The 22,282-nt window shown below is 56.7% G+C and carries 24 protein-coding genes, 1 tRNA gene and 1 pseudogene; 10 read left to right on the forward strand and 16 right to left on the reverse strand.

The window, feature by feature from the left end; genetic code table 11:
• The 7 genes from A8O26_RS22390 to A8O26_RS22420 form a co-directional block, all read right to left on the reverse strand.
• Nucleotides 1–367 (reverse strand): calcium-binding protein (locus A8O26_RS22390; RefSeq protein WP_367600777.1); only part of this gene is annotated, 367 nt, incomplete at its 3' end.
• A gap of 288 nt (nt 368–655) precedes the next feature.
• Complete coding sequence (gene flgE / locus A8O26_RS22395) at nt 656–1,993, reverse strand: flagellar hook protein FlgE (RefSeq protein WP_064119918.1); 1,338 nt, start codon at nt 1,991–1,993, stop codon at nt 656–658.
• 30 nt (nt 1,994–2,023) lie between these two features.
• A complete protein-coding gene (gene flgD, locus A8O26_RS22400) occupies nt 2,024–2,749 on the reverse strand; it encodes a flagellar hook assembly protein FlgD (RefSeq protein ID WP_064119919.1) in 726 nt (241 codons plus the stop codon).
• 15 nt (nt 2,750–2,764) lie between these two features.
• Nucleotides 2,765–3,208 (reverse strand): flagellar basal body rod protein FlgC, encoded by a 444-nt coding sequence (gene flgC / locus A8O26_RS22405; protein ID WP_003227217.1) that lies wholly within the window; start codon nt 3,206–3,208, stop codon nt 2,765–2,767.
• A 3-nt stretch (nt 3,209–3,211) separates the two neighbouring features.
• On the reverse strand, nt 3,212–3,619 hold the full coding sequence (gene flgB / locus A8O26_RS22410) for a flagellar basal body rod protein FlgB (RefSeq protein WP_007917581.1): 408 nt from the start codon (nt 3,617–3,619) through the stop codon (nt 3,212–3,214).
• Nucleotides 3,620–3,991: 372 nt separating this feature from the next.
• A complete protein-coding gene (gene cheR, locus A8O26_RS22415) occupies nt 3,992–4,819 on the reverse strand; it encodes a protein-glutamate O-methyltransferase CheR (RefSeq protein WP_016983976.1) in 828 nt (275 codons plus the stop codon).
• A gap of 46 nt (nt 4,820–4,865) precedes the next feature.
• The gene (locus A8O26_RS22420; RefSeq protein WP_064119920.1) at nt 4,866–5,798 is read right to left on the reverse strand and encodes a chemotaxis protein CheV; all 933 of its coding nucleotides are present in this window, start codon (nt 5,796–5,798) and stop codon (nt 4,866–4,868) included.
• A gap of 82 nt (nt 5,799–5,880) precedes the next feature.
• Between A8O26_RS22420 and flgA the strand changes: the two genes are divergently transcribed.
• From flgA to A8O26_RS22440, 4 genes are all read left to right on the forward strand, one after another.
• On the forward strand, nt 5,881–6,642 hold the full coding sequence (gene flgA / locus A8O26_RS22425) for a flagellar basal body P-ring formation chaperone FlgA (RefSeq protein ID WP_081265242.1): 762 nt from the start codon (nt 5,881–5,883) through the stop codon (nt 6,640–6,642).
• A 149-nt stretch (nt 6,643–6,791) separates the two neighbouring features.
• Nucleotides 6,792–7,118, forward strand: a complete 327-nt coding sequence (flgM, locus tag A8O26_RS22430; protein WP_007960324.1) for a flagellar biosynthesis anti-sigma factor FlgM — start codon at nt 6,792–6,794, stop codon at nt 7,116–7,118.
• Between the two features lie 47 nt (nt 7,119–7,165).
• Nucleotides 7,166–7,633, forward strand: coding sequence for a flagella synthesis protein FlgN (locus A8O26_RS22435; protein ID WP_064119922.1), 468 nt, complete (start codon nt 7,166–7,168; stop codon nt 7,631–7,633).
• Nucleotides 7,634–7,721: 88 nt separating this feature from the next.
• Complete coding sequence (locus A8O26_RS22440) at nt 7,722–8,468, forward strand: flagellar brake protein (RefSeq protein ID WP_064119923.1); 747 nt, start codon at nt 7,722–7,724, stop codon at nt 8,466–8,468.
• Nucleotides 8,469–8,609: 141 nt separating this feature from the next.
• Here the strand turns inward: A8O26_RS22440 and A8O26_RS22445 are convergent, their stop codons facing one another.
• From A8O26_RS22445 to A8O26_RS22460, 4 genes are all read right to left on the reverse strand, one after another.
• A complete protein-coding gene (locus A8O26_RS22445) occupies nt 8,610–9,998 on the reverse strand; it encodes an MFS transporter (protein ID WP_064119924.1) in 1,389 nt (462 codons plus the stop codon).
• Between the two features lie 68 nt (nt 9,999–10,066).
• The gene (locus A8O26_RS22450) at nt 10,067–11,308 is read right to left on the reverse strand and encodes a glutamine synthetase family protein (RefSeq protein WP_172828196.1); all 1,242 of its coding nucleotides are present in this window, start codon (nt 11,306–11,308) and stop codon (nt 10,067–10,069) included.
• A gap of 200 nt (nt 11,309–11,508) precedes the next feature.
• Nucleotides 11,509–12,201: a sensor histidine kinase gene (locus A8O26_RS22455; RefSeq protein ID WP_064119926.1), complete on the reverse strand. Its 693-nt coding sequence runs from the start codon at nt 12,199–12,201 to the stop codon at nt 11,509–11,511.
• Nucleotides 12,198–13,802 carry a tetratricopeptide repeat-containing response regulator gene (locus A8O26_RS22460; RefSeq protein WP_064119927.1) on the reverse strand — a complete coding sequence of 535 codons (1,605 nt, stop codon included), beginning with the start codon at nt 13,800–13,802 and terminating at the stop codon, nt 12,198–12,200. Before A8O26_RS22460 ends, A8O26_RS22455 begins: the two co-directional genes overlap by 4 nt.
• 210 nt (nt 13,803–14,012) lie before the next feature.
• On the opposite strand from A8O26_RS22460, the gene A8O26_RS22465 reads away from it, so the two are divergent.
• Nucleotides 14,013–15,374 (forward strand): lysozyme inhibitor LprI family protein, encoded by a 1,362-nt coding sequence (locus tag A8O26_RS22465; protein WP_064119928.1) that lies wholly within the window; start codon nt 14,013–14,015, stop codon nt 15,372–15,374.
• A gap of 61 nt (nt 15,375–15,435) precedes the next feature.
• Here A8O26_RS22465 and A8O26_RS22470 read toward each other — a convergent pair whose 3' ends face one another.
• Nucleotides 15,436–16,110, reverse strand: coding sequence for a hypothetical protein (locus tag A8O26_RS22470; RefSeq protein WP_064119929.1), 675 nt, complete (start codon nt 16,108–16,110; stop codon nt 15,436–15,438).
• On the reverse strand, nt 16,110–16,958 hold the full coding sequence (locus A8O26_RS22475) for a hypothetical protein (protein ID WP_064119930.1): 849 nt from the start codon (nt 16,956–16,958) through the stop codon (nt 16,110–16,112). The genes A8O26_RS22470 and A8O26_RS22475 overlap by 1 nt, the downstream gene beginning before the upstream one ends.
• 173 nt (nt 16,959–17,131) lie before the next feature.
• On the opposite strand from A8O26_RS22475, the pseudogene A8O26_RS22480 reads away from it, so the two are divergent.
• Nucleotides 17,132–17,748, forward strand: a pseudogene (locus A8O26_RS22480) (recombinase family protein).
• 26 nt (nt 17,749–17,774) lie between these two features.
• Complete coding sequence (locus A8O26_RS22485; RefSeq protein WP_064119931.1) at nt 17,775–18,548, forward strand: hypothetical protein; 774 nt, start codon at nt 17,775–17,777, stop codon at nt 18,546–18,548.
• 87 nt (nt 18,549–18,635) lie between these two features.
• Here the strand turns inward: A8O26_RS22485 and A8O26_RS22490 are convergent.
• Nucleotides 18,636–18,712, reverse strand: a tRNA-Arg gene (locus A8O26_RS22490).
• A 295-nt stretch (nt 18,713–19,007) separates the two neighbouring features.
• Between A8O26_RS22490 and A8O26_RS22495 the strand changes: the two genes are divergently transcribed.
• Both A8O26_RS22495 and A8O26_RS22500 read left to right on the forward strand, forming a co-directional pair.
• A complete protein-coding gene (locus A8O26_RS22495; protein ID WP_064119932.1) occupies nt 19,008–19,244 on the forward strand; it encodes a hypothetical protein in 237 nt (78 codons plus the stop codon).
• Between the two features lie 20 nt (nt 19,245–19,264).
• Entirely contained in the window at nt 19,265–19,444 is a 180-nt protein-coding gene (locus A8O26_RS22500; RefSeq protein ID WP_064119933.1) for a PA3371 family protein, read from the forward strand.
• Here A8O26_RS22500 and phnN read toward each other — a convergent pair.
• Nucleotides 19,419–19,988, reverse strand: coding sequence for a phosphonate metabolism protein/1,5-bisphosphokinase (PRPP-forming) PhnN (phnN, locus tag A8O26_RS22505; protein WP_064119934.1), 570 nt, complete (start codon nt 19,986–19,988; stop codon nt 19,419–19,421). The two genes, A8O26_RS22500 and phnN, sit on opposite strands and share 26 nt — an antisense overlap.
• A gap of 390 nt (nt 19,989–20,378) precedes the next feature.
• Here phnN and A8O26_RS22510 point away from each other — a divergent pair, with 390 nt between their 5' ends.
• Complete coding sequence (locus A8O26_RS22510) at nt 20,379–20,705, forward strand: Arc family DNA-binding protein (protein WP_003178899.1); 327 nt, start codon at nt 20,379–20,381, stop codon at nt 20,703–20,705.
• 130 nt (nt 20,706–20,835) lie between these two features.
• Here A8O26_RS22510 and mgtE read toward each other — a convergent pair whose 3' ends face one another.
• Nucleotides 20,836–22,278: a magnesium transporter gene (gene mgtE, locus A8O26_RS22515; protein ID WP_064119935.1), complete on the reverse strand. Its 1,443-nt coding sequence runs from the start codon at nt 22,276–22,278 to the stop codon at nt 20,836–20,838.
• Nucleotides 22,279–22,282 lie beyond the last annotated feature (4 nt).

Here is a 22,282-nt window from a genome sequence, read left to right on the forward strand (position 1 = left end):
CGTTGACGTAGTAGATGTCATTACCTGCGCCACCGTTTAACGTGCTACCGGATGCCTGGGCGGTAAGAATGTCATTAAATGCAGAACCAATAACGGCCTCTATGGACGTCAAGGTATCGCCTTGGGCATCTGCGCCTACGCCTGTGCCAGCGGTCAGATTGACGGTCACTCCTGCCGTCGAATTGGCATAGGACGCGGTATCGATACCGTTCCCGCCATTCAAGACATCAGCACCTGCCCCGCCATCCAGCAGGTCGTTGCCATCGCCACCACTCAGCGAGTCATTTCCTGCAAACCCATACAACTCATCCGCACTTGACGTGCCTACCAGTGTGTCCGTACCCGACGTTCCGTTTATAACTGCCATTGTTTCTTCCTTGCCTTTTTGATGAATCGATAGTCAACGCAATGCTTCAGAATCGCCTCGATAAGGCCGAGTACTTTTGAGCGTGGTCATTGATGAGACGTTTAACCGCCTTGCAACCAGAGGTCCATAATCTGCGGAAGTTTGACGCGCCCCCTCCTCAGCTCGGGGCATCTGCAATTACTGCACCACAGCGACCGACGAACGGTAGTTATCTGAGAAAAGCCTGGCAGCGGGCAAAAAAAAACCGACGCCCAAGGCGTCGGTTTTCAGTGCTGCTATCAGATAACATCAGGTCATCTGAATAATGGTCTGCATGATGGTGCTCTGAGTGGAAATGGTCTTGGCGTTCGCCTGATAGTTGCTCTGGCCCTTAATCAGGTCCACCAGTTCGTTGGTCAGGTTAACGTTGGACTCTTCCAGCGAGTTGGAGGCGATCGAACCCAAGGTACCGGTTTCCGGTGCATCGTAGCCCGGGATACCCGAAGCGAACGTCTCTTTCCAACTGGTGCCACCGATAGCCTGCAGGCCTTGTTCGTTGGTGAAGCTGGCCAGTGCAACCTGGCCGATGGCCTTGCTCTGGTTGTTGCTGAAGTTTGCAAACAAAGTACCAGTGCCGTCGATGGTCAGGTTGGTGATCTGGCCAGTGGCATAACCATCCTGAGTAGGAATCGAACGCGAGGTATCAGCGTTGTACTGAGTGGTCTTCGCCATCGAAATGGTAATACCGGCCGGGTTCGCCGCAGCACCGTTAGGCGTAAAGTTGCCATTGACCACATTCCCCGGCACCCAGCCTTTAAGCGTCAGGTCGCTGCTGATGATTGGGTTCGGCGCCGGAGGCGGCAAGGTGCTCGGCGTGCTGACCTGAGTCAGTTTGCCCGCCGAGTCAAAGGTCATGGTGGAGGCAACCGGCGGAGTGGTTTTCGGATCGGTACCGGTAGCATCCGGGTTGCGACCGTCTACCAGGGTGTACACCTTCCAGGTGTTGTCACCGGTTTTCACCACGTACTGATCCATCGGGTGCATGTTGCCCTGACTGTCGTAGATCGGGGTGCTGAACGACTTGGTGTAGGTCGCGAGGTTGGTCGGGTCAAACTTGCCGGCCGGCACGGTGTCGTCGATCTTCGGCGCAGTCGAGTTCAAGTTGATGGTCGAGGTCACCAGCGAAGAGGACTTCGGCGCCAGGTTCGAGGTGTCGATCTTCAGGTCGGTCAAGACGCCGTTCATGATCTTGCCGTTGGCATCCACACCATAACCTTGCAGGCGCGAGGTGTAGTCGGTGTTAGTGATGAAGCCGTTATTGTCGACCTTGAAAGTACCGGAACGGGTATAGGACACCGAACCGTTGTTGCTCAGCGTGAAGAAGCCCGAACCGTTGATGCCCATGTCCAACACGTTACCGGTGTTGTTGATATCACCTTGGGTGAACTGCTGGGACACGTTGGCCAGGCGCACGCCGTTGCCGATGACTTTGCTGCCGCTGCCCAGGCGAGTGGCCGAGTAGACGTCTTCGAATTCCGCACGGGACGATTTGAAACCGGTGGTCGCGACGTTGGCAATGTTGTTGCCGGTCACGTCCAGTTGTTTGTTGGCTGCATAGAGACCGCTAAGGCCGATATTGAAAGACATATTCCACTCCTTTGTGCCGGTTAGTCGGCTCTATATACCAATGGTTTGTACTTTGGACAGGGCAACGGTGCCCTTGCCGGACAGGTTGAGCATAAGCTCGCCGCCGGTCTGGCTGATCGTCACGCTGGTGACGGTAGCCGGCAGGTAGGTCGCCATGTCGGTCGAGGTGCCATTGATCGATGCGTTGGCCTTGACGGTATAAGTACCGGTCTTGACCACGTTGCCGTCCTTGTCCTTGCCGTCCCAGGTGAAGCTCGCGCTGCCTGCGGCGCGACTGCCCAGATCGATGGTGCGAACCACCGTGCCGCTGCTGTCGGTGATGCTGACGGTGCCGCCTGCAATCGACGACGGAACGGTGACCGAACCGGTCATGCCTTTGCTCGGATCGTCGAGCTGAACCGAGTTGGTCTGCACGATCACGTTGCGACCGACCAGCGACGAAGCTTGCAGCGCTTGCGAAGAGTTGTAGTTGCCAGCAAGGCCACTCACGGTGGAGTTCAGCGTGGTGATGCCTTCCAGGCTACTGAACTGCGCCAACTGGGCAACGAATGCACTGTTGTCCTGCGGATCGAGCGGGTTCTGGTTTTTCAGCTGGGTGACCAGCAATTGCAGGAACGCGTCCTTGCCCAGGGCCTGGCCGCCGGTGGCGCTGTTCGTGGCCGAAGCAATGCCACCTGTGGTCGAACCGGTCTTTTTCGACGAGTTCGCCAGGATGTCATTCATGCTCAAGCTGCTGGTGGTATCGGAAACACTCATGGCAGTCGCCCCTTATTACTGACCGAGGGTCAGTACCTTCTGCATCATGGTTTTGGCGGTGTTCATCATTTCGGCGTTGGTCTGGAAGGACCGGCTCGCGGAAATCATGTCAGCCATTTCTTCCACCACGTTGACGTTCGGGTAGTAGACGTAGCCTTTGGCATCGGCCGCCGGATGGTTCGGCTCGTAGCGCGCTTCGAGGTTGCTCTGGTCTTCGACCACGCCGAGCACCTGCACGCCTTGACCGGCCGCGTCCTGGCTCTGGAACAGCGAGTTGCTGCCGCTGTTCTGGCCGCCCTGGAACATGGTGGCGAACACCGGGTGACGGGCGCGATAGGTCTGGTCGATGCTCGACGAGACGGTTTCGGCGTTGGCGATGTTCGAAGCCACGGTGTTCAGACGCGTGGTCTGTGCGCTCATGCCGCTGCCGGCAATGTTGAAAACGCTGGACAGGGACATGGATTACTCTCCGCGCAGGGCTGACACCAGCCCTTTGAATTTGCTGTTGAGCAGGGTGAAGCTGGCCTGGAAGCCGACGGCGTTTTCCGCGTAGTTCGACTGTTCCAGTTGGGCGTCCACGGTGTTCTGGTCGATCGACGGTTGCATCGGCGTGCGATACATCAGCGATTCGTCGCCATTGCCCAGACCTTCAGCTTCGATGTGACGGCTGTTGGTCATGTTCAGGGCGATGGTGCCGTTCGCATTTTTCTGGGTCTGTGCTTCAAGCACTTTGGAGAAGTCCAGATCCCGCGCCTTGTAGTTCGGGGTATCGGCGTTGGCGATGTTGTTGGCCAGCACTTCGGCACGCTGGGCGCGGAAGCCCAATGCCTTTTCGTGAATGCCGAGCGCTTTATCGAAGCTGATGCTCATGTCGGGAACCTTCAGGTGACCGGTTTTTCGTAACTGAAGCTTTAGCAAGCGCCGTGCCAAACCGAGAAACCCCCGTAAACCGGGGCTTTGCCGGGAATCGGCAAAGCGGCAATGCCAGAAAAGCGGCAAGCGGTTTCCGCCGGATGCCGCTTTTCTGCCGCTCCCCGTCCATCTCACTATCATCACCGGACAACTGTGGGAGCGAGCTTGCTCGCGAAGGCGGTGTGTCAGCCGATGCAAATGCAGAATGTGACGGCCTCTTCGCGAGCAAGCTCGCTCCCACAGGGATTTTTGGTGTTAAGGAGAATTTCTTGGGGCACAAAAAAACGGCAGGCCTTTGCGGGCCTGCCGTTTTTTGTATTGCCGATGCAGTTATTTCGCCTGGTAAATGATCCCCGGGCTGCACTGGACCATCTGGTAATGGTCCGGCAAACCGTTCAGCGCTTCGGAAGCGCCAAGGAACAGATAACCGCCCGGCTTCAACGTGCTGTGAATGCGCAACAGGATGTCCTTCTTCACTTCGGCAGAGAAGTAGATCAACACGTTGCGGCAGAACACGATGTCGAACTTGCCCAGCGCGGCATAGCTGTCGAGCAGGTTGAACGAGCGGAATTCCACCCGGTTCTTGATCGGCGCCTTGATCACCCAGCGCCCCGGCCCTTTCGGGTCGAAGTAACGCTGCAGACGTTCCGGCGACAAACCGCGACCGATGGCCAGGCTGTCGTACTCGCCCGTCTTGCAGTTGGTCAGCATCAGGCCGGACAGATCCGTGGCAACGATCTGCACGCCCATCTTCAACTGACCGAGGTTGGTCCGCTCGAACTCGTCGATCGACATCGACAGCGAGTACGGTTCCTGCCCCGACGAGCACGCCGCCGACCAGATCCGCAGACGCTGGTTGGGGCTGGCCTTGATCGCTTCGGGCAGGACCTTGTTCTTCAAGACTTCAAACGGATAGGTGTCACGAAACCACAGGGTTTCGTTGGTCGTCATGGCATCGACCACCTGCTCGCGCAAACCGCTGCGCGGCTGGGTCTGGATGCGCTGAACCAGCTCACCCAGGGATTTGATGCCTTGCTGCTCCATCAGTTTGTTGAGACGGCTCGAGACCAGGTACTGCTTGTTTTCACCGAGCAAAATGCCACAGGCTTTTTCCAGGAAGACCCGGAACTGTTCGAAATCCAAATTACCCGTAGACAATGATGCCGCCTCTTAAATCGTGTTGACCGCCAGGAGCAAAGCGCTCCTAGCTGATATCTGCTGCTTTGATCCGGTCGACTACCCGGGATGCCAGGTCATCAGGACGGAATTTGGCCAAAAAGTCATCGGCACCGACTTTCTTGACCATCGCCTGATTGAATACCCCGGACAACGAAGTATGCAGGATGATATGAAGCTTTTGCATGCGCGAGTCAGCGCGAATCTCGGCCGTCAAAGTGTATCCGTCCATCTCCGGCATCTCGATGTCGGAGATCATCATCAGGAACTCTTCTTCGGGCTTCTTGCCCTCATCGACCAGCTTGCGCAGGTAATCCAGCGCCTGCTTGCCGTCGTTCAGCGCCACCACTTCGACGCCGACCGTCTGCAGGCAACGCGTCACCTGCTTGCGCGCCACCGATGAGTCATCGACCGTCAGCACTCGCAGCGACAACGCTTTGGTCTGGGTCTCGACATCGACCACACCGACCGAAATCGCTTCCGGCGTCGGCGCCACTTCCGCCAGCACTTTCTCGACGTCGATGATTTCGACTAACTGATTGTCCACCCGAGTCACAGCGGTCAGGTAATGATCGCGACCCGTGCCCTTGGGCGGTGGATGAATCTCTTCCCAGTTCATGTTGACGATGCGCTCCACCGAGCGGACCAGGAAACCCTGGGTCTTGGTGTTGTACTCCGTGATGATCACGAACGGGTTTTTCTTGTCTTTCAACGCTCCGGAACCGGTCGCCATTGCCAGATCAAGGATCGGAATGGTTGCCCCCCGGATATTTGCCACCCCGCACACGACAGGACTGGACTTGGGCATCAACGTCAGCGACGGGCACTGCAACACTTCCCGTACCTTGAACACGTTGATTCCATAGAGCTGCTGACCGTCAAGACGGAACAACAACAGCTCCAGGCGATTCTGCCCCACCAGTTGCGTGCGCTGGTTTACCGAATCCATTACACCAGCCATGCCCAGACTCCTACACCAACGCCAAGTGTTGTTGCGACGCACATTCATTGCTAAACGGCACGGCGCTTGCTTTTTAACTCGTATGAACGCTCAAACGACATTTTTCCGACACCTGACATCCCGCGCTCGCAAAAGCCTTTGCGCGATGTCAGCCGTCTGCTGCTTTTTCGCTGGCAGCCCTGCCATTGCTGATGCGGTTACCTTGCCTGACATGCTTATCGGCGTCACTCAGGGCTTTCTTGAGTTCACCGTAGAAGACTATCTGGCTACCAGTCAAACGGAAGGCCGCTACGAAATCGAAGTAAACCAGCTCGACCCCCGTATGCGCATGCCTATGTGCGACAAGGAATTGACAGCCACTCTGGAGAGCCCGGCGCGTCCGCTGGGCCGGGTAACGGTCAAGGTTCGCTGTGAAGGCGCCTCGCCCTGGACTGTGTTCGTGCCCGCTCAAGTCCGCCTGTTTCGCGAGATTGTGACGACCACCCGACCACTCAAACGCGCAGGGATTATCGAGCCGCAGGACGTGACCTTGCGTGAGCGCGACGTCAGCACGATTAATCAAGGCTTTCTGACTTCCGTAGACGAAGCGATCGGGCAGAAATTAACCCGACCAACGGTAGCCGATCAGGTGATTACCCTGGTCCATCTGGAACAGGCGGAAGTCGTACGCAAAGGCGATCAAGTGGTCATCACCGCGCGCAGCGGCACGCTCGCCGTGCGCATGCCCGGTGAAGCGCTGGCCAATGGCGGCTTGAAAGAACAGATCCGGGTGAAAAACCTCAACTCCCAGCGGGTCATCAAGGCGCAAGTCACCGCGCCCGGCCAAGTGGAAGTGGCGATGTAGAAAACTGGCGCTGACCCCGGCTGTTCCCTAAACTGTGCCGCAGCAGGACACGCGTCGGCGCATGCAAGGTTCATTGGTAAATGCGCCTAAAGTTTTCCAGGGGATGGCCGAAAACATGGCAAGCGTCCAAATTCCCAGAGGTTTTTATCATGGTCATCGATTTCAGCCGTTTGAACAGCTCCTCGTCACTTACGGGCAGTACACGTACCAGCAACGCCAAGGAAACCGCCGAAACCGGCACCTCCGCGCCGCTGAATACCCCGGCCGAACAGGCCAGTACCGCAAAAAGCGGGGAATCGGTACACCTCAGCAATGAGGCTCAACAGTTGCAGAAGGTCACTGACAAGCTGCGCGATCAGCCTGCTGTCGACAAAGCCCGTGTGGCCGAGTTGAAAGCCGCGATTGCCGATGGCAGCTATAAAGTCGACAGCAACCGTGTAGCCAGCAAACTGCTCAACTTCGAAGCCCAGCGCTAGGCCTTTGCCTGCGCAGGCTTTTGGACGCTTAACCCCCAAGGCCAGCCATGCACGACACTAATTTATTGCAACTGATCAACGACGACTTTGCTCCAGCGCAACAATTGCTGGAGTTATTGCAAACCGAGTCCCTCGCCTTGCACGGTCGCGACATGCCGCTGCTGGAAGAAATTCTGGCGCACAAACAGGCATTGATCATTCTGCTTGAACAGCATGGCCGCAAACGCAGCGAAATCCTCGCCAGCCTCAACCTGCCGACCGATCGCAGCGGCCTTGCGCAACTGGCCAGCCAATCGAGCATTGGCGACCAGTTGCTGACGCAAGGCGATGCATTGACTGATCTGATCGCTCAATGCCAGACGGCCAACCTCAAGAATGGTCAGTCGATCCAGATCCAGCAGGCCTCCACGGCCAATCAGTTGAAGATCCTCACCGGCGGTGAAGCACCGGCGCTGTACAACGCCAGTGGTACTTTCGCCAAACCGGCCGTACCGCGTCCGCTCAGCCAGGCATGAGTCGTTGATGCGCCAGCACTATCAACCCGCGGAACATGCTGGCAAAATGCTGGCAAGTCGTCATATTTTGTCTGGAGATTGATTAACCGTGTCCAACGCCCTCAGCGCGGATGATGCTCCGCAGCCCCCTAAGGTGCTTACCACGCCACTGGAAATCTCCAGCAACCTGCGCCAACTGCAAGAAAGTCACGATCCGCTGATCATCACCTTCCATGAGCGCAGCCAGCGCTTCCAGAGCTACCTGATCAAAGTCGACCGCGACAGCGCTTCGATCGCTCTGGACGAAATGATCCCGCGCGATGGCGAACGCTTCCTGCTGGCCGGCGAACCGTTCCGGGTCGAAGGTTTTCACGAAGGTGTGCGCATTGCCTGGGAATGCACTGGCACGCTGAACATCGAAGAGTCCGAGGGTGATCGCTTTTACACCGGCGATTTGCCGACCGAAGTGGTTTATCACCAGCGTCGCAATGCGTTCCGCGCAGCTTTGAAGCTGACTGATCTGGTCAGCGTCGAACTGGGTGGCGAAAAGCTCAAGGCGCCGATCAACGGCAAGCTGCTGGATATTTCCGCGACCGGGTGCAAGCTGCGTTTCGAAGGCGATATCACCGATCGCCTGCAACTGGGTCAGGTCTACGACCGCTTGATCGCCCCGCCGCTGTTCGGCAACCAGCCGACCTCCGTTGAACTGCGTTATCTGCATTTCGAAGAAAAACTCAACATCACCTTTGCCGGTCTGCGCTTCCACAACATCAGTGGCCAGGCAGCCCGCAACGTTGAGCGTTTTGTTTATCAGTTGCAGCGTGAAGCACGGCGTTTCGATAAAGACGATCTCTGATTCGCACGCCAACACAAAAAAGGGCAGCCCCGAATGGGACTGCCATTTTTTTTGCCTCACGCAATAGCAGGACCGATAACTATCCTGTGGCGCGGGAGCTTGCTCCCGCGCCACAGTTAAAGCATCGTTTGGACTACGGCGTCAGGGCCGCGCACCGCTGATGTCCGGCGTCGGTTTATCGCTGCCGTCATCCGGGTCAGGCACCACCGCCGGATCAGGCTGAATTTCAGGTTCTGCATCAGGTTGCGGTTCTGGCTCAGGCGCCACGGGATTCTGCATCTGCTCCTGCACCACTTGCTCATCCACGCGCGGGTCCAGTGCTGCCACCAGCGGCGAACTGGACATGCTGTCCGGCATCGCCACGTGATGCAGCGGTGCGTCGTCGACCTGGTGCAGATTGGTCACGGCTTTCGGCCGGATCCGCCACACCAGCACCAACGCGAAGAAGCTGAAAAACGCGTACAGGCTCTGGCTGCCGAACAACTTCATCAATACGCCTGCGAGCAACGGCCCGATGCTCGCGCCGACACCGTAAGTGACCAGCAGCATCGCCGTCAGCGACACCCGCCGATCACCTTCCACATGGTCATTGGAGAACGCCACCGCCAGCGGATACAAACAGAACTGCACCAGCGAACAGAGGAAGCCGACCCCGAACAACACTTCCAGCGGCACGTGCGGAAGGATCGCCAGCGGCAATGCCGCCACCGCGAGGAACCCGGCAAAGCAGCGAATCAGCAGCGCCCGATCATAACGGTCAGACAACCAGCCCAACGGCCACTGCACCAGCAAACCGGCAAAAATGCAGCTACCCATGAACAGACCGACCTGCTCGGTCGACAGCCCCTGTTGCGAGGCATACAACGGCGCCAGACCGTAGAACGAACCGATGATCAAACCGGCACCGAGCACCGTACTCAACGACTGCGGTACCCGCTTGATAAAGAAGCGCGGCTCCATCGGTGCCGGATGCAACGGCGCCGGGTGAATCCGCCGGGTCAATGTCACTGGCACCAGACACAACGCGAAGCACAGCGCGACCAGCATCAGCAGTTCCAGGCCGAGGCCCGGGTGCATGACCAGAATCAGTTGGCCGAGTACCAGCCCCAGATACGAGGCGATCATGTAACCACTGAACACCAGCCCGCGCTGATTGGCGTCCGCCTGCTCGTTGAGCCAGCTCTCGATCACCATGTATTGGCACATCATGCCCAGACCGACGATGGTCCGCAGCACCAGCCACGCCGGCAGCCAGTCGACCAGACCATGACCGAGTACCGCCGCCCCGACGATCCCGGCACACGCCGAGTACGCACGAATATGGCCGACCCGGGCAATCAACCGGTGACCGATCTTGCCGCCCAGCACCAGGCCGAAATAGTTGGCCGCCATCAACGCACCGACCCACAGCCCATCAACATGGTCAGCGGCCAGGCGCAACGCCAGATAAGTCGATAGAAGGCCCGAGCCGATCAACATCATCAGCGAGGCGAAATACAGCGCTCGAAAGGATTTCCAGATTTGGCGCATCGGCGTTCCGAGCGGCTCCTTGCAGTAAGTACCGGGCTATCAAACGATAGCCCGGTGGCGACGGTTCGTCAGGCCTGGGCTGCTAGAACGCGCCGTTCCCAGGGAGTGATTTCATCATAGAAGCTGGTCAACTCCAGGGTCTTCGAAGCGATGTAGCCTTCGATGAACTCCTGTCCGAACAGTTCCCTCGCCAATTGGCTACGTTTCAGACGTTCGAGGGCGGCGTGCAAGGTACACGGCAGGGAAAGATTGTCCGGCACCTCGAATTCGCCCTGAATGGCCTCGGTCGGTTCCAACTCATGCTCGATCCCATGCAGCCCGGCGGCCAGACTGGCGGCGATCGCCAGGTACGGATTGGCATCGGCGCCCGGCAAGCGGTTTTCGACTCGACGAGCGACCGGCGAACTTGCCGGAATCCGCAGCCCCGCCGCCCGATTGTCGTGGGACCAGCAGGCGTTGTTCGGCGATGCATACGGATGGCACAGGCGCTGATAGGAGTTCACGTTCGGGGCGAACAACGCGGTGAAATCGGCCATGCCCGCCTGTTGCCCACCGATGAAGTGGCGGAACATCGCGGTCGGCTCACCGTGCGCGTCACTGAACACATTCTTGCCGCTGTTGATGTCGACGATGCTCTGGTGAATGTGCATTGAACTGCCCGGCGTGTGTGCCAGCGGTTTGGCCATGCACACCACGGTCAAGCCGTGCTTGAGCGCGACTTCCTTGAGCAGGTGTTTGAACAGGAATGTCTGGTCGGCAAGCAACAGCGGATCGCCGTGCAACAGATTGATCTCGAACTGGCTGACACCCATTTCGTGCATGAAGGTGTCGCGCGGCAGGCCGAGGGCGGCCATGCATTTATAGACTTCGCTGAAGAACGGCCGCAGACCGTTGTTGGAACTGACGCTGAACGCGGACAAGCCGTCTTCGCGACGACCGTCGAGGCCAACCGGTGGACGGAACGGCTGAGTCGGATCGGTGTTCGGCGCGAACACGAAAAATTCCAGTTCAGTGGCCACCACCGGCGCCAGACCGCGCGCGGCATAACGCGCAATGACCGCTTTGAGTTGACCACGGGTCGAGAGGTTGGAGCTTTCGCCGGTCAGTTCATCGGCATCGCAAATGGCCAGGGCACGCGGGTCGTCACTCCATGGCAAGCGATGGATCTGGGTCGGTTCGGCAATCAGCGCGAGATCGCCGTCATCGCTGCCGTAAAACCGCGCCGCTGGATAACCGCCCATGATGCATTGCAGCAACACGCCACGCGCCAGCTGCAAACGCCGCCCTTCGAGGAACCCCTCGGCGGTCATCACCTTGCCCCGTGGTACGCCGTTCAAATCCGGCGTGACACATTCAATCTCATCAATGCCCGTCAATCGCTGCGCGAGTGAACGCTGACCATCGGTAGTCATGACGCTATCCTTGTTATTGTGCGAGCCGCGAACGGCGACTCGTACAAAATAGGCTCCGGCTGTTCGGAATATCAAGCAGCGTCAAACAAAAACCCGTGTCACGGCAGATAAAGGCTGAACACCCCGCCGCCGAGCGGTCCGCCGTTGCTTATTTCGGTGCGACCTTCGACGCCATTGCGCTGATGCAGCGCCGCGATCCGGTTAGCGAAGTACAGGCCAAGCCCGGTGCTGCCGCTGCTGTGATTGATGCCCTGGACGTAATCGGCCTGACGCTCGAGCATCTCGGGCGGATAACCGTCGCCGTCATCATTGATGCTCAGCACCAACTGCCCGGCTTCGTCGCTGACGGTGATCAGCAACGATTCGCGCGCATAACGAATCGCATTGTTGATGCAGTTACCGAGCACCGAAGCGATCAGTTCACGGTCGAAGAAACCCAGCGGGCTCAGCGGATCGACTTCATAGGTGGCGATGATCCCGCGACTGGCAAACACCTCTTGATGCGCGGCCAGTTGCGCCTCGATGAAATCGTCGAGCTCGTGATAGGCCGGTTGCAGCGGCATCTGGTTGACGCCGAGCTTGTACAGCCCGAGCAGTTGCACCAGCATGCCGTTGAGGTGGGCGAACTCGAAGTCAATCACGCCCTGCTCCGCGCCTTGCCGTTGTGCCTCAGGCAAGCGCGCCAGCCATTGGCTGTGGGCCTGCATGAGCATGGCCAGCGAGTTCTTCATGTCGTGGACGGTGGAGGCGATCACCGTGGAAAAATCCAGAGCCTGCTCGTCGTGGTTCATTCGCCAAACGCCTTGCTTTTCAGCTTCTGATAACGCGCAAAACGCGCGTCGGTGTCGGGCATCAGGCCGACCATTTTCAGGCAGGCCCGACATTCTTCCAGCTCCGCCGACGGCACACTGGTGTCGGTGCCATGCAGCAGCGACTGGGCCATGTTCAGCGCGATACTGATGTTCTTCGGTTGCATCTTCAGCGCCTTGCGGAAGACCTCGCGAGCCTCCACCAGATTGCCGGTCTTGTACACGCGCACGCCCTGGCGGTTGAGGTCGGCGGCAGCGTTGCTCGAACTGAGGATCGTCGGGTCGTCGGTGAGCTTGGCAATGTCTTTCATCACCGCAGGGTCATCACCGTAGATCTCCGCGCAGCTCTTGAGCATCGAGGTGCCCGCCTCGGCCTGACCGAGCATCTGCAACTGTTTGGCGACCAACAACGCCGCTTCCGGGCTCATGAACTGCTCCATGCCGTCGAGACGCAGCATCGCCTGCTCGGTGAGCTTGTCAGCGGTTTCGGCATCGTTGAGCAGCAGGCTGGTGGCCTTCATCAGGCGCGCACGAATCTGCAGGCCGGGGTCGCTCGGGTTCTCTTTGGCCACGGCACTGAGGGTGGTGTTGATCTCCAGCCGCGTGCGCGTATCGAGTCCGCGCTCACTGCCCTTGCTGATCAGCGCGTGAGCCAGCCCGAGATTGCTTTCCGGATCCTTGAAGCGCGACTGCGCACCTTGCGCCACGGCCTGACGATAAGCACGCGAAGCGGTGTCGAAATCCTCGTTGGCCATCGCCAGTTTGCCGAGCAAGGCCTGGCGACGCACCGCCAGTGGCGACAAGCGAATCGCCTCTTCCAGCACCCGCTGCGCACCTTTGGTGTCGCCCTCGGCAACCAGCACGTCGGCCATGCCGTCATACAACGACGGCATCATCGGAAATACTTTCAGCGCTTTCTCATAGACGCCTTTGGCCTGCGCCACCTGACCGCGCTTGAACAGCAACTTGCCCAACCCGGCAAACGCCCACGGCAATGGCCGGTCGGCGATGATGCTGTCGTAAAGGCGTTCCAGCGCTTCGTTCTGGTTCATGTCGCGCAACGCATCGGCGCGGTAGCGCAGGCACAGCGGCGAATAACGAATGTCCTGCTTGCACAGGGCGATGCACGCGTTGAGCACCTCGACCGGTTTGCCACGATCAAGGGCTTGCAGAATCGGTTTGAGCAACGTCTTGCGTTGCTCCAGACGCTCCAGGCGCTGCGCCAGGCCGGAACGGTTGAACGGTTTGGTCAGGTACGCATCCGGCTCATGCTCCAGGGCACTGAGCACCATCGCCTGACTGGTCTCGGCGGTGACCATGACGAACACCGCCTCATGGCTGATCAGCTTTTCCAGCATCAAGTCTTCGAGCACCTGCTGGCCGTTCTTCTTGCCATCGCCGAGATGGAAATCCTGCAGGATGAAATCATAGGACTTCTGCGCACACATCTTCAGCGCCTGCTCACCGGTATCCGCAGTGTCGACGTCCTTGACGCCCAGCTCACGCAGCATCGAACGCACGGAACTGCGGAAATCCGAGAAATCATCGACGATCAGAAAACTCTTTTGGTGATACGACAGCATCGAAGATTTCCAGGCAATTGAAGTGAGGGCAATTTCAGGCGCGCAGATGATAGCTGCCGGCCAAATGCTATCAAGCGAATTCACGCGACTTTTAAGTCACCGAGTGGGTTATCGGCCACAAGTGGCGTTCTCTGAAGCCGGCGCTTCAAGATTCCTCGCGCAGCGATTACCCTGCGCGGCTTCTTGGCTTTCCACTACAAGGTTTATCTCGTGTACATCAAAGGACGTTGCATCGTGTCCGTCTGTGCGCTGCTGTTTTTCCAGCAGGCGACGGCGGCCGGAATGGATTGTGCGAAAGCGGTGAGTGCGGCGGAGAACGCTGTTTGTGCGGATAAAGGGTTGTATGCGCTGGATGCGCAGATGGGCGCTACTTACAGCAAACTCATGAAGACCAGTCTAGATACAAAAGCCAAGCTGAAAAGTACTCAACAGCTTTGGCTAAAGGACCGCAACCAATGCGCGGAGGATGTCAGTTGCCTGAATCAGCGTTATCGCGAACGCCTGGAATCGCTGCAAGCGCAATGGATCGATACGCTGGCGTATTCGCCCGACGAGATAGACAAACAGGTGATGGCGCAACTGCAGCAGCGTATTGAGGCAGCGAGCAAGGCTGACCCCGAGTTCGCTCTGGAAAAAACCCTTGATGCATTCACGGTAAGCCTCGATAAAACGTCTTTCGCCGGCATCCCCGATGACGACGAACAAACGCACTTTCCCGAGACGATCCCGAAAGGGGTAAGCCAGCGTGAATGGAAGGCATTAATTGCGTCCAACATCACCGGGGCCGCCGACACAGGTCAGACGACTTATATCCTCACTGATCTGGATGGCGATGGACTGCGCGACCTGATCGTTGAAACGTATTCCGGCGGTACAGGGTTGTTCTCGTATACCGAAACCTGGCGCGGCATGGGCAACAGGTTCACCAGAAGGGGCGCCGAAGCGGCTCTCGAAGCCAACGCCGAGACAACCCTTTTCTACACCAATGATCGCGGCGCCAACCAAGCGGTCAACTGGATCAAGGTGAATGGGAAAATCTACGCCGCCTACCGAGACAGTGCCTACGGTGTCGATAAGGTCTATCTGCTCAATCCCCTGCAGATCAACCGTCAGGTCCCGACAATAACGGTGCGGTATCGTTATGAACTGAACGTGCCTCGCACTCAGGCAAATCAGGACAACCCAACAGCCTACGAACTGGAACCGTCCGTGCAAAAAGCGCTCATGCAAGGCTTGGCCAAGATAGGCAATAACCAAACAACGAACTCCAAACCGATCTGCCCAATCCCTGCGTCAGGCCCCGGGGACGACGACTATTACAGTTACGGTGCAAGTTATTACGCAATTGAACCTGTCGCTGACGTTCCGGTGATCCTCGGCAATGACTGTTTCATCGCCAGACTGATCAATTGGTACGGCTCCTACGATGAAAAATCCGGGCTGTTTGCTCAACTGACGTTGCGTAAGCCTGGGTCTGAAGAACAGGCACAAAGTTACACGGTCAATGGCCGCCGCCACATTACCCAAGTCAGCACTTCGATAGGCAAGGCTGAGGGTGGCGCGGCAAACTAGCCAGCGGTGACTGGAACGAAAAAGCCCCGGCAGACCATTCTGCGCGGGGCTTTTTTGCAAGCTACTTTTGTAAGGTGTCGGAGAAACTCGTCCGAATATCGGTAAGCTCTCCGGCAGAATATTTTACCGCCACGAAGTAAGGAAGCAGACTCTCAACGAAAAAATGAAATGACGACCAGGTTACGACAGTGAACATAATAAACCCTGCCATCGCGACACCTACGTTAATCCAACTAAACGGAAGCACTATCAATATCGCCAAAAAAATAATCAAAAATAAATCAGCAAGCGATCGAATCCGCCCTATCTTTTTTTGATTTCGCTCTATCTCGACTTTTGCACCAAGTCCAAGCGCGCGCCGACGAACCTCATCATGCTTTCGCTCATGAAATATAATGGTCATTTCAACAATCAAAAGCTGAAAGTCAGCTTTCAAAGTGAACATATAGAAAAGCCCCTCTGAAAGCTTGCGTGCTAGCCAAATAACAAATACGACAAACGCAATTGAATATAGAACCTCCAACATAGTCAACGAAGGGATAGCCCCATCCGACATATCTATAATGGATTTTAGTTTTACATTTGCCAAGCCTTCCAAAACATTTGAAGCTTTTCCTTCGCCTGCGACTCGAACGCACACGACATAAAATATCCAGCTAAATATATTAGCTAGTCCGAATTTAAAGCCCAGCTCCTCGTCGTAGCGCGCCTTGCAATACTCAATGAGCTTTTCCATCACGCGAGGCCAATGAAAAAAACGTCGCCGCCCTTCGCGTCGTATGCTCCACCTTCATAAATAGGGCTGCCGATGAAGTTCATGGGCACAGCCATACCAAGATACGTCTTGATCAGCTCAAATTCGGCATCTCCTCGATATTGAAGCTTGATCATGCGATCTGTTACCACATTCAAAACTTTCGCAGATTTATTAACAGCGTCCAGCTCTGTCACCTTTACAGAAAAAATTAATGGCTCGCCTAGATATCGCCTAGACACGAGAGAGTGAAAGTTCTCACTTGACACTTTATTAAATTTAAAAGCCTGGGGGATATCTGTTCCGACTATCAACTCGATCGTGCTTTGCCCTGAGTTTCTATGCCTTACCACGCCGATGAGCTGATCAATCTCTTTATTTATCGCGCGATCACCGTAGGGATGCTGCGAAGCAGTTGGAATATAGTTTTCGTATGTTTGAGGATCTATGATGCCAAGATTAACTTGTTGTTCTCTTAATGCAGACTGGTCTGCGAGAGAACCTGCATTTATTAGAGCCTGTGTTTTTGATTTTTCTACTGCGGGACTTACCGCGGAGACAATTCTAGTTAGGGTTTTTTTCAGTCGAGGACTGTTTTCAAAAAACTCTATTATGTAGCCGCCATCTCGCGGGGGACTGGACCATAACTCGGTCTCTGCATAATCCTCAGAGGTCAATCTAGCGTTCTTCCAAACCTCCCCATAACGCACATCCAAATGCGCACGGTTCACCGCGCCCTGAAGATGATGGAGGCTTTGGCCAAGGGTCCGGAGACTCACCGTGTGGTTACGGGTGATGTCGCCTTCGAAATGGAGATGCAAATAGCTCATTCTTGCGTCCTTGCCAAATTTGGTTTTTTGCTTGCGCAGGTGGGGCGCCTGATCCTTTTCAATCTACACACACCGTCGCCGGTTGCACATAGACAATAGTAGTAATTTGCCATCCTTGTAGGGTATGCCTGAGCTGATACGGAGCACACCTTAACTAATACGGACAGCACATCATGTTCATCCGCGCATATCTCCGAGCATCAACCGAAGAGCAGGACGCCGGCCGCGCCCGGTCATCGCTTGAGTAATTTGCCACTGACCACAACGAGGTGATCGCGAGTGTTTACCTGGAGAACGTTAGCGGCGCCTCGGCAGATCGGCCTGAGCTGTCGCGCCTGCTTAAAGATGCGCGCAAGGGTGACGTCTTGCTGGTGGAGTCGATAGACCGCCTCTCACGCCTTCCTGTGGAGGATTGGCAGAAGCTCAAGGCTGCGATCGACTCCAAGGGCTTCCGCATCGTAGCGCTCGACCTACCGACAAGCCACCAAGGAATGCAAGACACCAAGGGCGACGAGTTCACTGGCCGGACGCTGGGCGCGATCACTCGATGTTGGTGGAGATGACGGCGGCGATAGGGCGCAAGGACTACGAGCAGCGCCGCGAGCGTCAGGCTCAGGGCATCGAAAAGGCAAAGGCCGCCGGCAAGTATCAGGGTCGGCCAGTGGACACCGACCTTCACAAGCGAGTGACTGAGTTGCTCGCAGCTGGTTTAGGCATACGAGCAACGACACGACACGCGAGCTGTTCGACTACAACTGTCCTACGCATCCGCGACCAGGTTTCTATCTGATTGACTTGAGACAGGAGAAAGTTGCTTTGAAGAACCATCTGACGCTACTGAACAAAGGCAGCAAGATTGGAGGGGCGGCGGTTGGAAGTGCCATTGGCTCTCTGGCGGGGCCACTAGGAGCCGCAACAGGAGCTGCTCTTGGTGCGGCAGTCGGAGAAATATGCGTGGTCGTTCTTGATGATCTTGCCAATAGATACCTTTCACCAAGAGAAGAACAGCGCGTCGCTGGCGTGGCCGCGCTAGCAATTGAAGGCATCCGAGAGCGACTTCTAATGGAGCCGAAGAGAGATGATGATTTCTTCGATGGAGACCCTAGCACCCCATCTGCTGCAGAAGAGCTGTTCGAAGGAGTGTTGCTTAATGCAAAGCAGGAGCATGAACAGCTAAAGCTTCCATATCTCGCAAATTTTTACGCAAACCTGATTTTTGACCGTAGCGTAAAGCGAGCTGAAGCAAACTATTTGTTGAGCATTGCTGAATCGCTGACTTACCAACAGCTATGCCTTATTGGTCTGAAGTCGAATCTTCAAAAAGAGAAATTCGATCTAAGGCAAGGGGGGTGGGTATACGGAGAAGTGGTCTCGGCAGAAACTCGGGATCTGACTCAGCAAGCACTTTATCTCTACCAGCGACAAATATTTTACAGCCGCCCGAAAGAGATCAGCTCTACGCCGAGCTTTGAGGTCAACGTGACACTTCCGATCGGAGCGTCTCTTTCAATGACCGGTCAACGGCTAGCGAATCTTATGTCTCTTCATAACATCGAGATGAAAGATCTTAGGGCCGTGGCGGCCGCTTAGTAGAGAGTGCTCAGCACATTTGCACCCACCCTGCACTCACGTGTGAGGAGTAGCTGATACGCATATCGCTGGAGGCCTTGAAAGATATGGTGTCCCAGGGCAGGTTCGAACTGCCAACCTTCCCCTTAGGAGGGGGATGCTCTATCCAATTGAGCTACTGAGACACTGGGTTGTCGCGGCCAGAGACGGTGCGACGGACGGCGTGCATGTTAACGGCCGAGCCCTGATTTGTCATGTCGTCCGTGGCGCTTTTTAAGTGTAGGCAGGCGCCTTGCAATGCTGCGGGAAGTTTTACCGTGCATTTTGCACTACCGCAAAAAGCCATCATTGCAGATTGCAACCCGGCCAATCGGAAAAACCCTTCCAAATGCTTGTTTTTAAAGGACTTAACAGCGGTTAGACTGTTGGCACGCCGGCTGCTTTGGCTGTTCCATAGAAGAACAATTGGAGCAGCGCCCCATGAACAGCACTCTCTTGCTCGCAAACGCAGCCGCATTGGCGGTTTTGGTGGGTTTTCACTTCGCCCCACAGGGTGCTGCGCCGGAAGCGGTCGCTCAGCGCATGCCGCATTATTTGCAGGTGCAGAGAGCGCCGCAGTGGGCGGTATTGAATGATCGCAGTGATGTCGCCCCACAGGCGGTCAGTGAGCCTGTGCAGGCACTGACTGGGTCCGTTGGCGAACGTCTGGTTTTTTGAAATATCTTCAGGAGTACAGCATGTCCAAGTCAGCTGCAGGATTTCTGATCCTCGCCTTATTGAGTGGCGTTGTGCATTTTTCGCTGTTCGAGGAAACCGAAATCACTCTGCCGTTGGTTGGCTGTGGCGTGTTTGCGGTGTTGTTTGTGTTGGCATTGGTGGCTGGGCGCCGGATCAAGTTTGATCCGGTGTTGCGTTGAGTCGGATCAGCTCGAGCAATTGATGGACGGCGGCTGCCAGGTCGCCGGAGTTATCGATCAGGTGCACCGGGGCGTCACTTGATCGCCTGTCCTTGAACAGCGCATTGCGGGCTAGCCGGGCTTCAATCTGTTCCAGCGTCTCTCGGCCACGGCGCAACAAGCGTTCGCGCAGTACCTCATCCTTGACTGTCAGCAGAACCGGCAACAACGTCGGATAACATTCCATCGCCTGGCGCAGGTTGGCGCGCGAGCCGTTCACCAGCACATCGCGCCCCGCACGCAACCATTCGTCCATTTCTCCGGGAATGCCATAGGCCAGACCATTGGCTTGCCACGCGAGGGAAAACTCGCCGGCGCGCTGACGTCGTTCGAACTCTTCAGGCGTGACGCCGATGGCATCCTCACCCACCGACTCCGCTGATCGGGTAATCACCCGACGCATGATCTCGCAATGCCTCGCCCGCAATGGCTCACGCGCGGCCTCGATCAGGCTGTCCTTGCCTGAACCGGACGGTCCCATCAGATAAATAAGCCTGCCATCCATCCTGAAAAAGCCCTCGGGGACGTGTCTGCCCCTAGTAAATCGGCAAATTGCCACTATCCTGTACAGGTAAGGAACAAAGGATTGAAACCCGCATAGCATGCACGTTCTGAGGTCTTCGGACATCAATTGATCTGCATGAAGAAGCGGTCAGAGAGGCCGGCCAAGGTAAAGTTTTCCAACCAGTCCGCATTTCTGATAATTGGTGCTGGCATTACGCCTTTACCCGGCTCAATATTTGTCACAGAATTGACGCCAATGATCTGGCAATTTTGAGGCATGATGCCGGCCTCTTAACAATTCAGGTTGAACCATTTGGCGCGGATGCTTGTCCTACCACACATCCTGCGGCCAATCCCGAGAACCGCTCCCCTGAACTAACCGGTTAAATATATGCGCCCATTGAAACAGGCAATTTATTCCAGCCGTACGGCTGACAAGTTCGTCGTACGTCTGCCAGACGGAATGCGTGAACGCATTGCCGAGGTGGCTCGCAATCATCATCGCAGCATGAACTCCGAGATCATTGCGCGCCTTGAGCAGAGTCTTATTCAGGAAGGTGCATTGGGCGAAGAGCTGAGCATGCGCCTGGACAGCCCGGAGCTGTCGTTGCACGAGCGCGAGTTGCTGCAACGCTTCCGTCAGCTGTCGCACCGTCAGCAGAACGCGTTGGTGTCCTTGATCGCCCACGATGCTGAAATGGCCGCAGACGCGTCCTGAGCCGTACCGAACACCTCAAGCCAGCATGAGTGCTGGCTTTTTTTTGCCTGCGAATTGCGCACTGGACCACGGGTAAAGCTACAGGTACAAAAAAGCCCGCCATGTTGGCGGGCTTTTTCATTAAAACGGATCAGAGCAGGAAGATTGTCGCCAACCCCAGGAAGATGAAGAAGCCACCGCTGTCGGTCATTGCCGTGATCATCACGCTGGCACCCATGGCCGGGTCGCGGCCCATCTTGGCCAGAGTCATCGGGATCAGCACGCCCATCAACGCCGCAAGCAACAGATTGAGCGTCATTGCTGCCGTCATTACCACGCCCAACGACCAACTGCCGTACAGCAGATAAGCGACCACACCGATCACCCCGCCCCAGACCAGACCGTTGATCAAGCCGACCGCCAGCTCCTTGCGCATCAAACGCGAGGTGTTGCCGGTGCTGACCTGGTCGAGCGCCATGGCGCGCACGATCATGGTGATCGTCTGGTTACCGGAGTTGCCGCCGATACCCGCCACGATCGGCATCAGCGCGGCGAGCGCGACCAGCTTCTCGATCGAACCTTCAAACAGACCAATTACCCGAGATGCGACGAATGCGGTGATCAGGTTGACCGCCAGCCACGCCCAACGGTTGCGCAGGGACTTCCAGACGGAGGCGAAGATATCTTCCTCTTCACGCAGACCCGCCATATTGAGGACTTCGCTTTCGCTCTCCTCACGGATCAGGTCGACCATCTCGTCGATGGTCAGACGGCCGATCAGCTTGCCGTTCTTGTCGACCACCGGGGCCGAGATCAAGTCGTAACGTTCGAACGCCTGAGCGGCGTCGTAGGCGTCTTCGTCCGGGTGGAAACTCACCGGATCGCTGGCCATGACTTCGGCCACCTGTTTTTCCGGATCGTTGACCAGCAAACGCTTGATCGGCAGCACGCCCTTGAGCACGCCGTCGTAGTCGACCACGAACAGTTTGTCGGTATGGCCGGGAAGCTCTTTGAGACGACGCAGGTAGCGCAGAACCACTTCGAGGCTGACATCCTCACGGATCGTCACCATCTCGAAGTCCATCAGCGCACCGACCTGCTCCTCGTCATAGGACAAGGCCGAACGTACGCGCTCGCGCTGTTGGTTATCCAGGCTCTCCATGAGTTCATGGACGACGTCTCGCGGCAGCTCGGAAGCCAGGTCAGCAAGTTCGTCGGCGTCCATGTCCTTGGCGGCCGCCAGGAGCTCGTGATCGTCCATGTCGGCGATCAGCGTTTCACGAACCGAATCGGATACTTCGAGAAGAATGTCGCCGTCGCGATCGGCCTTGACCAGTTGCCAGAGCGTCAGACGATCGTCCAGCGGCAAGGCTTCGAGAATGTAGGCGACGTCGGCGGAGTGCAGATCATCGAGCTTGCGTTGCAACTCGACGAGATTCTGCCGGTGAACCAGGTTTTCGACCCGGTCGTGATGCGCGCCTTCCTGGCGATGAGTCAGGTCTTCGACGACCCGTTGGCGCTGCAGCAGCTCGACGACTTGCGCCAGGCGATCCTGCAGGCTGTCCTGTGTTTTCTTTACTTCGATTTCAGACATAGGC

Source organism: Pseudomonas fluorescens, assembly GCF_001648775.1.
In the GTDB taxonomy this organism is placed as follows: Bacteria; Pseudomonadota; Gammaproteobacteria; order Pseudomonadales; family Pseudomonadaceae; genus Aquipseudomonas; species Aquipseudomonas fluorescens_M.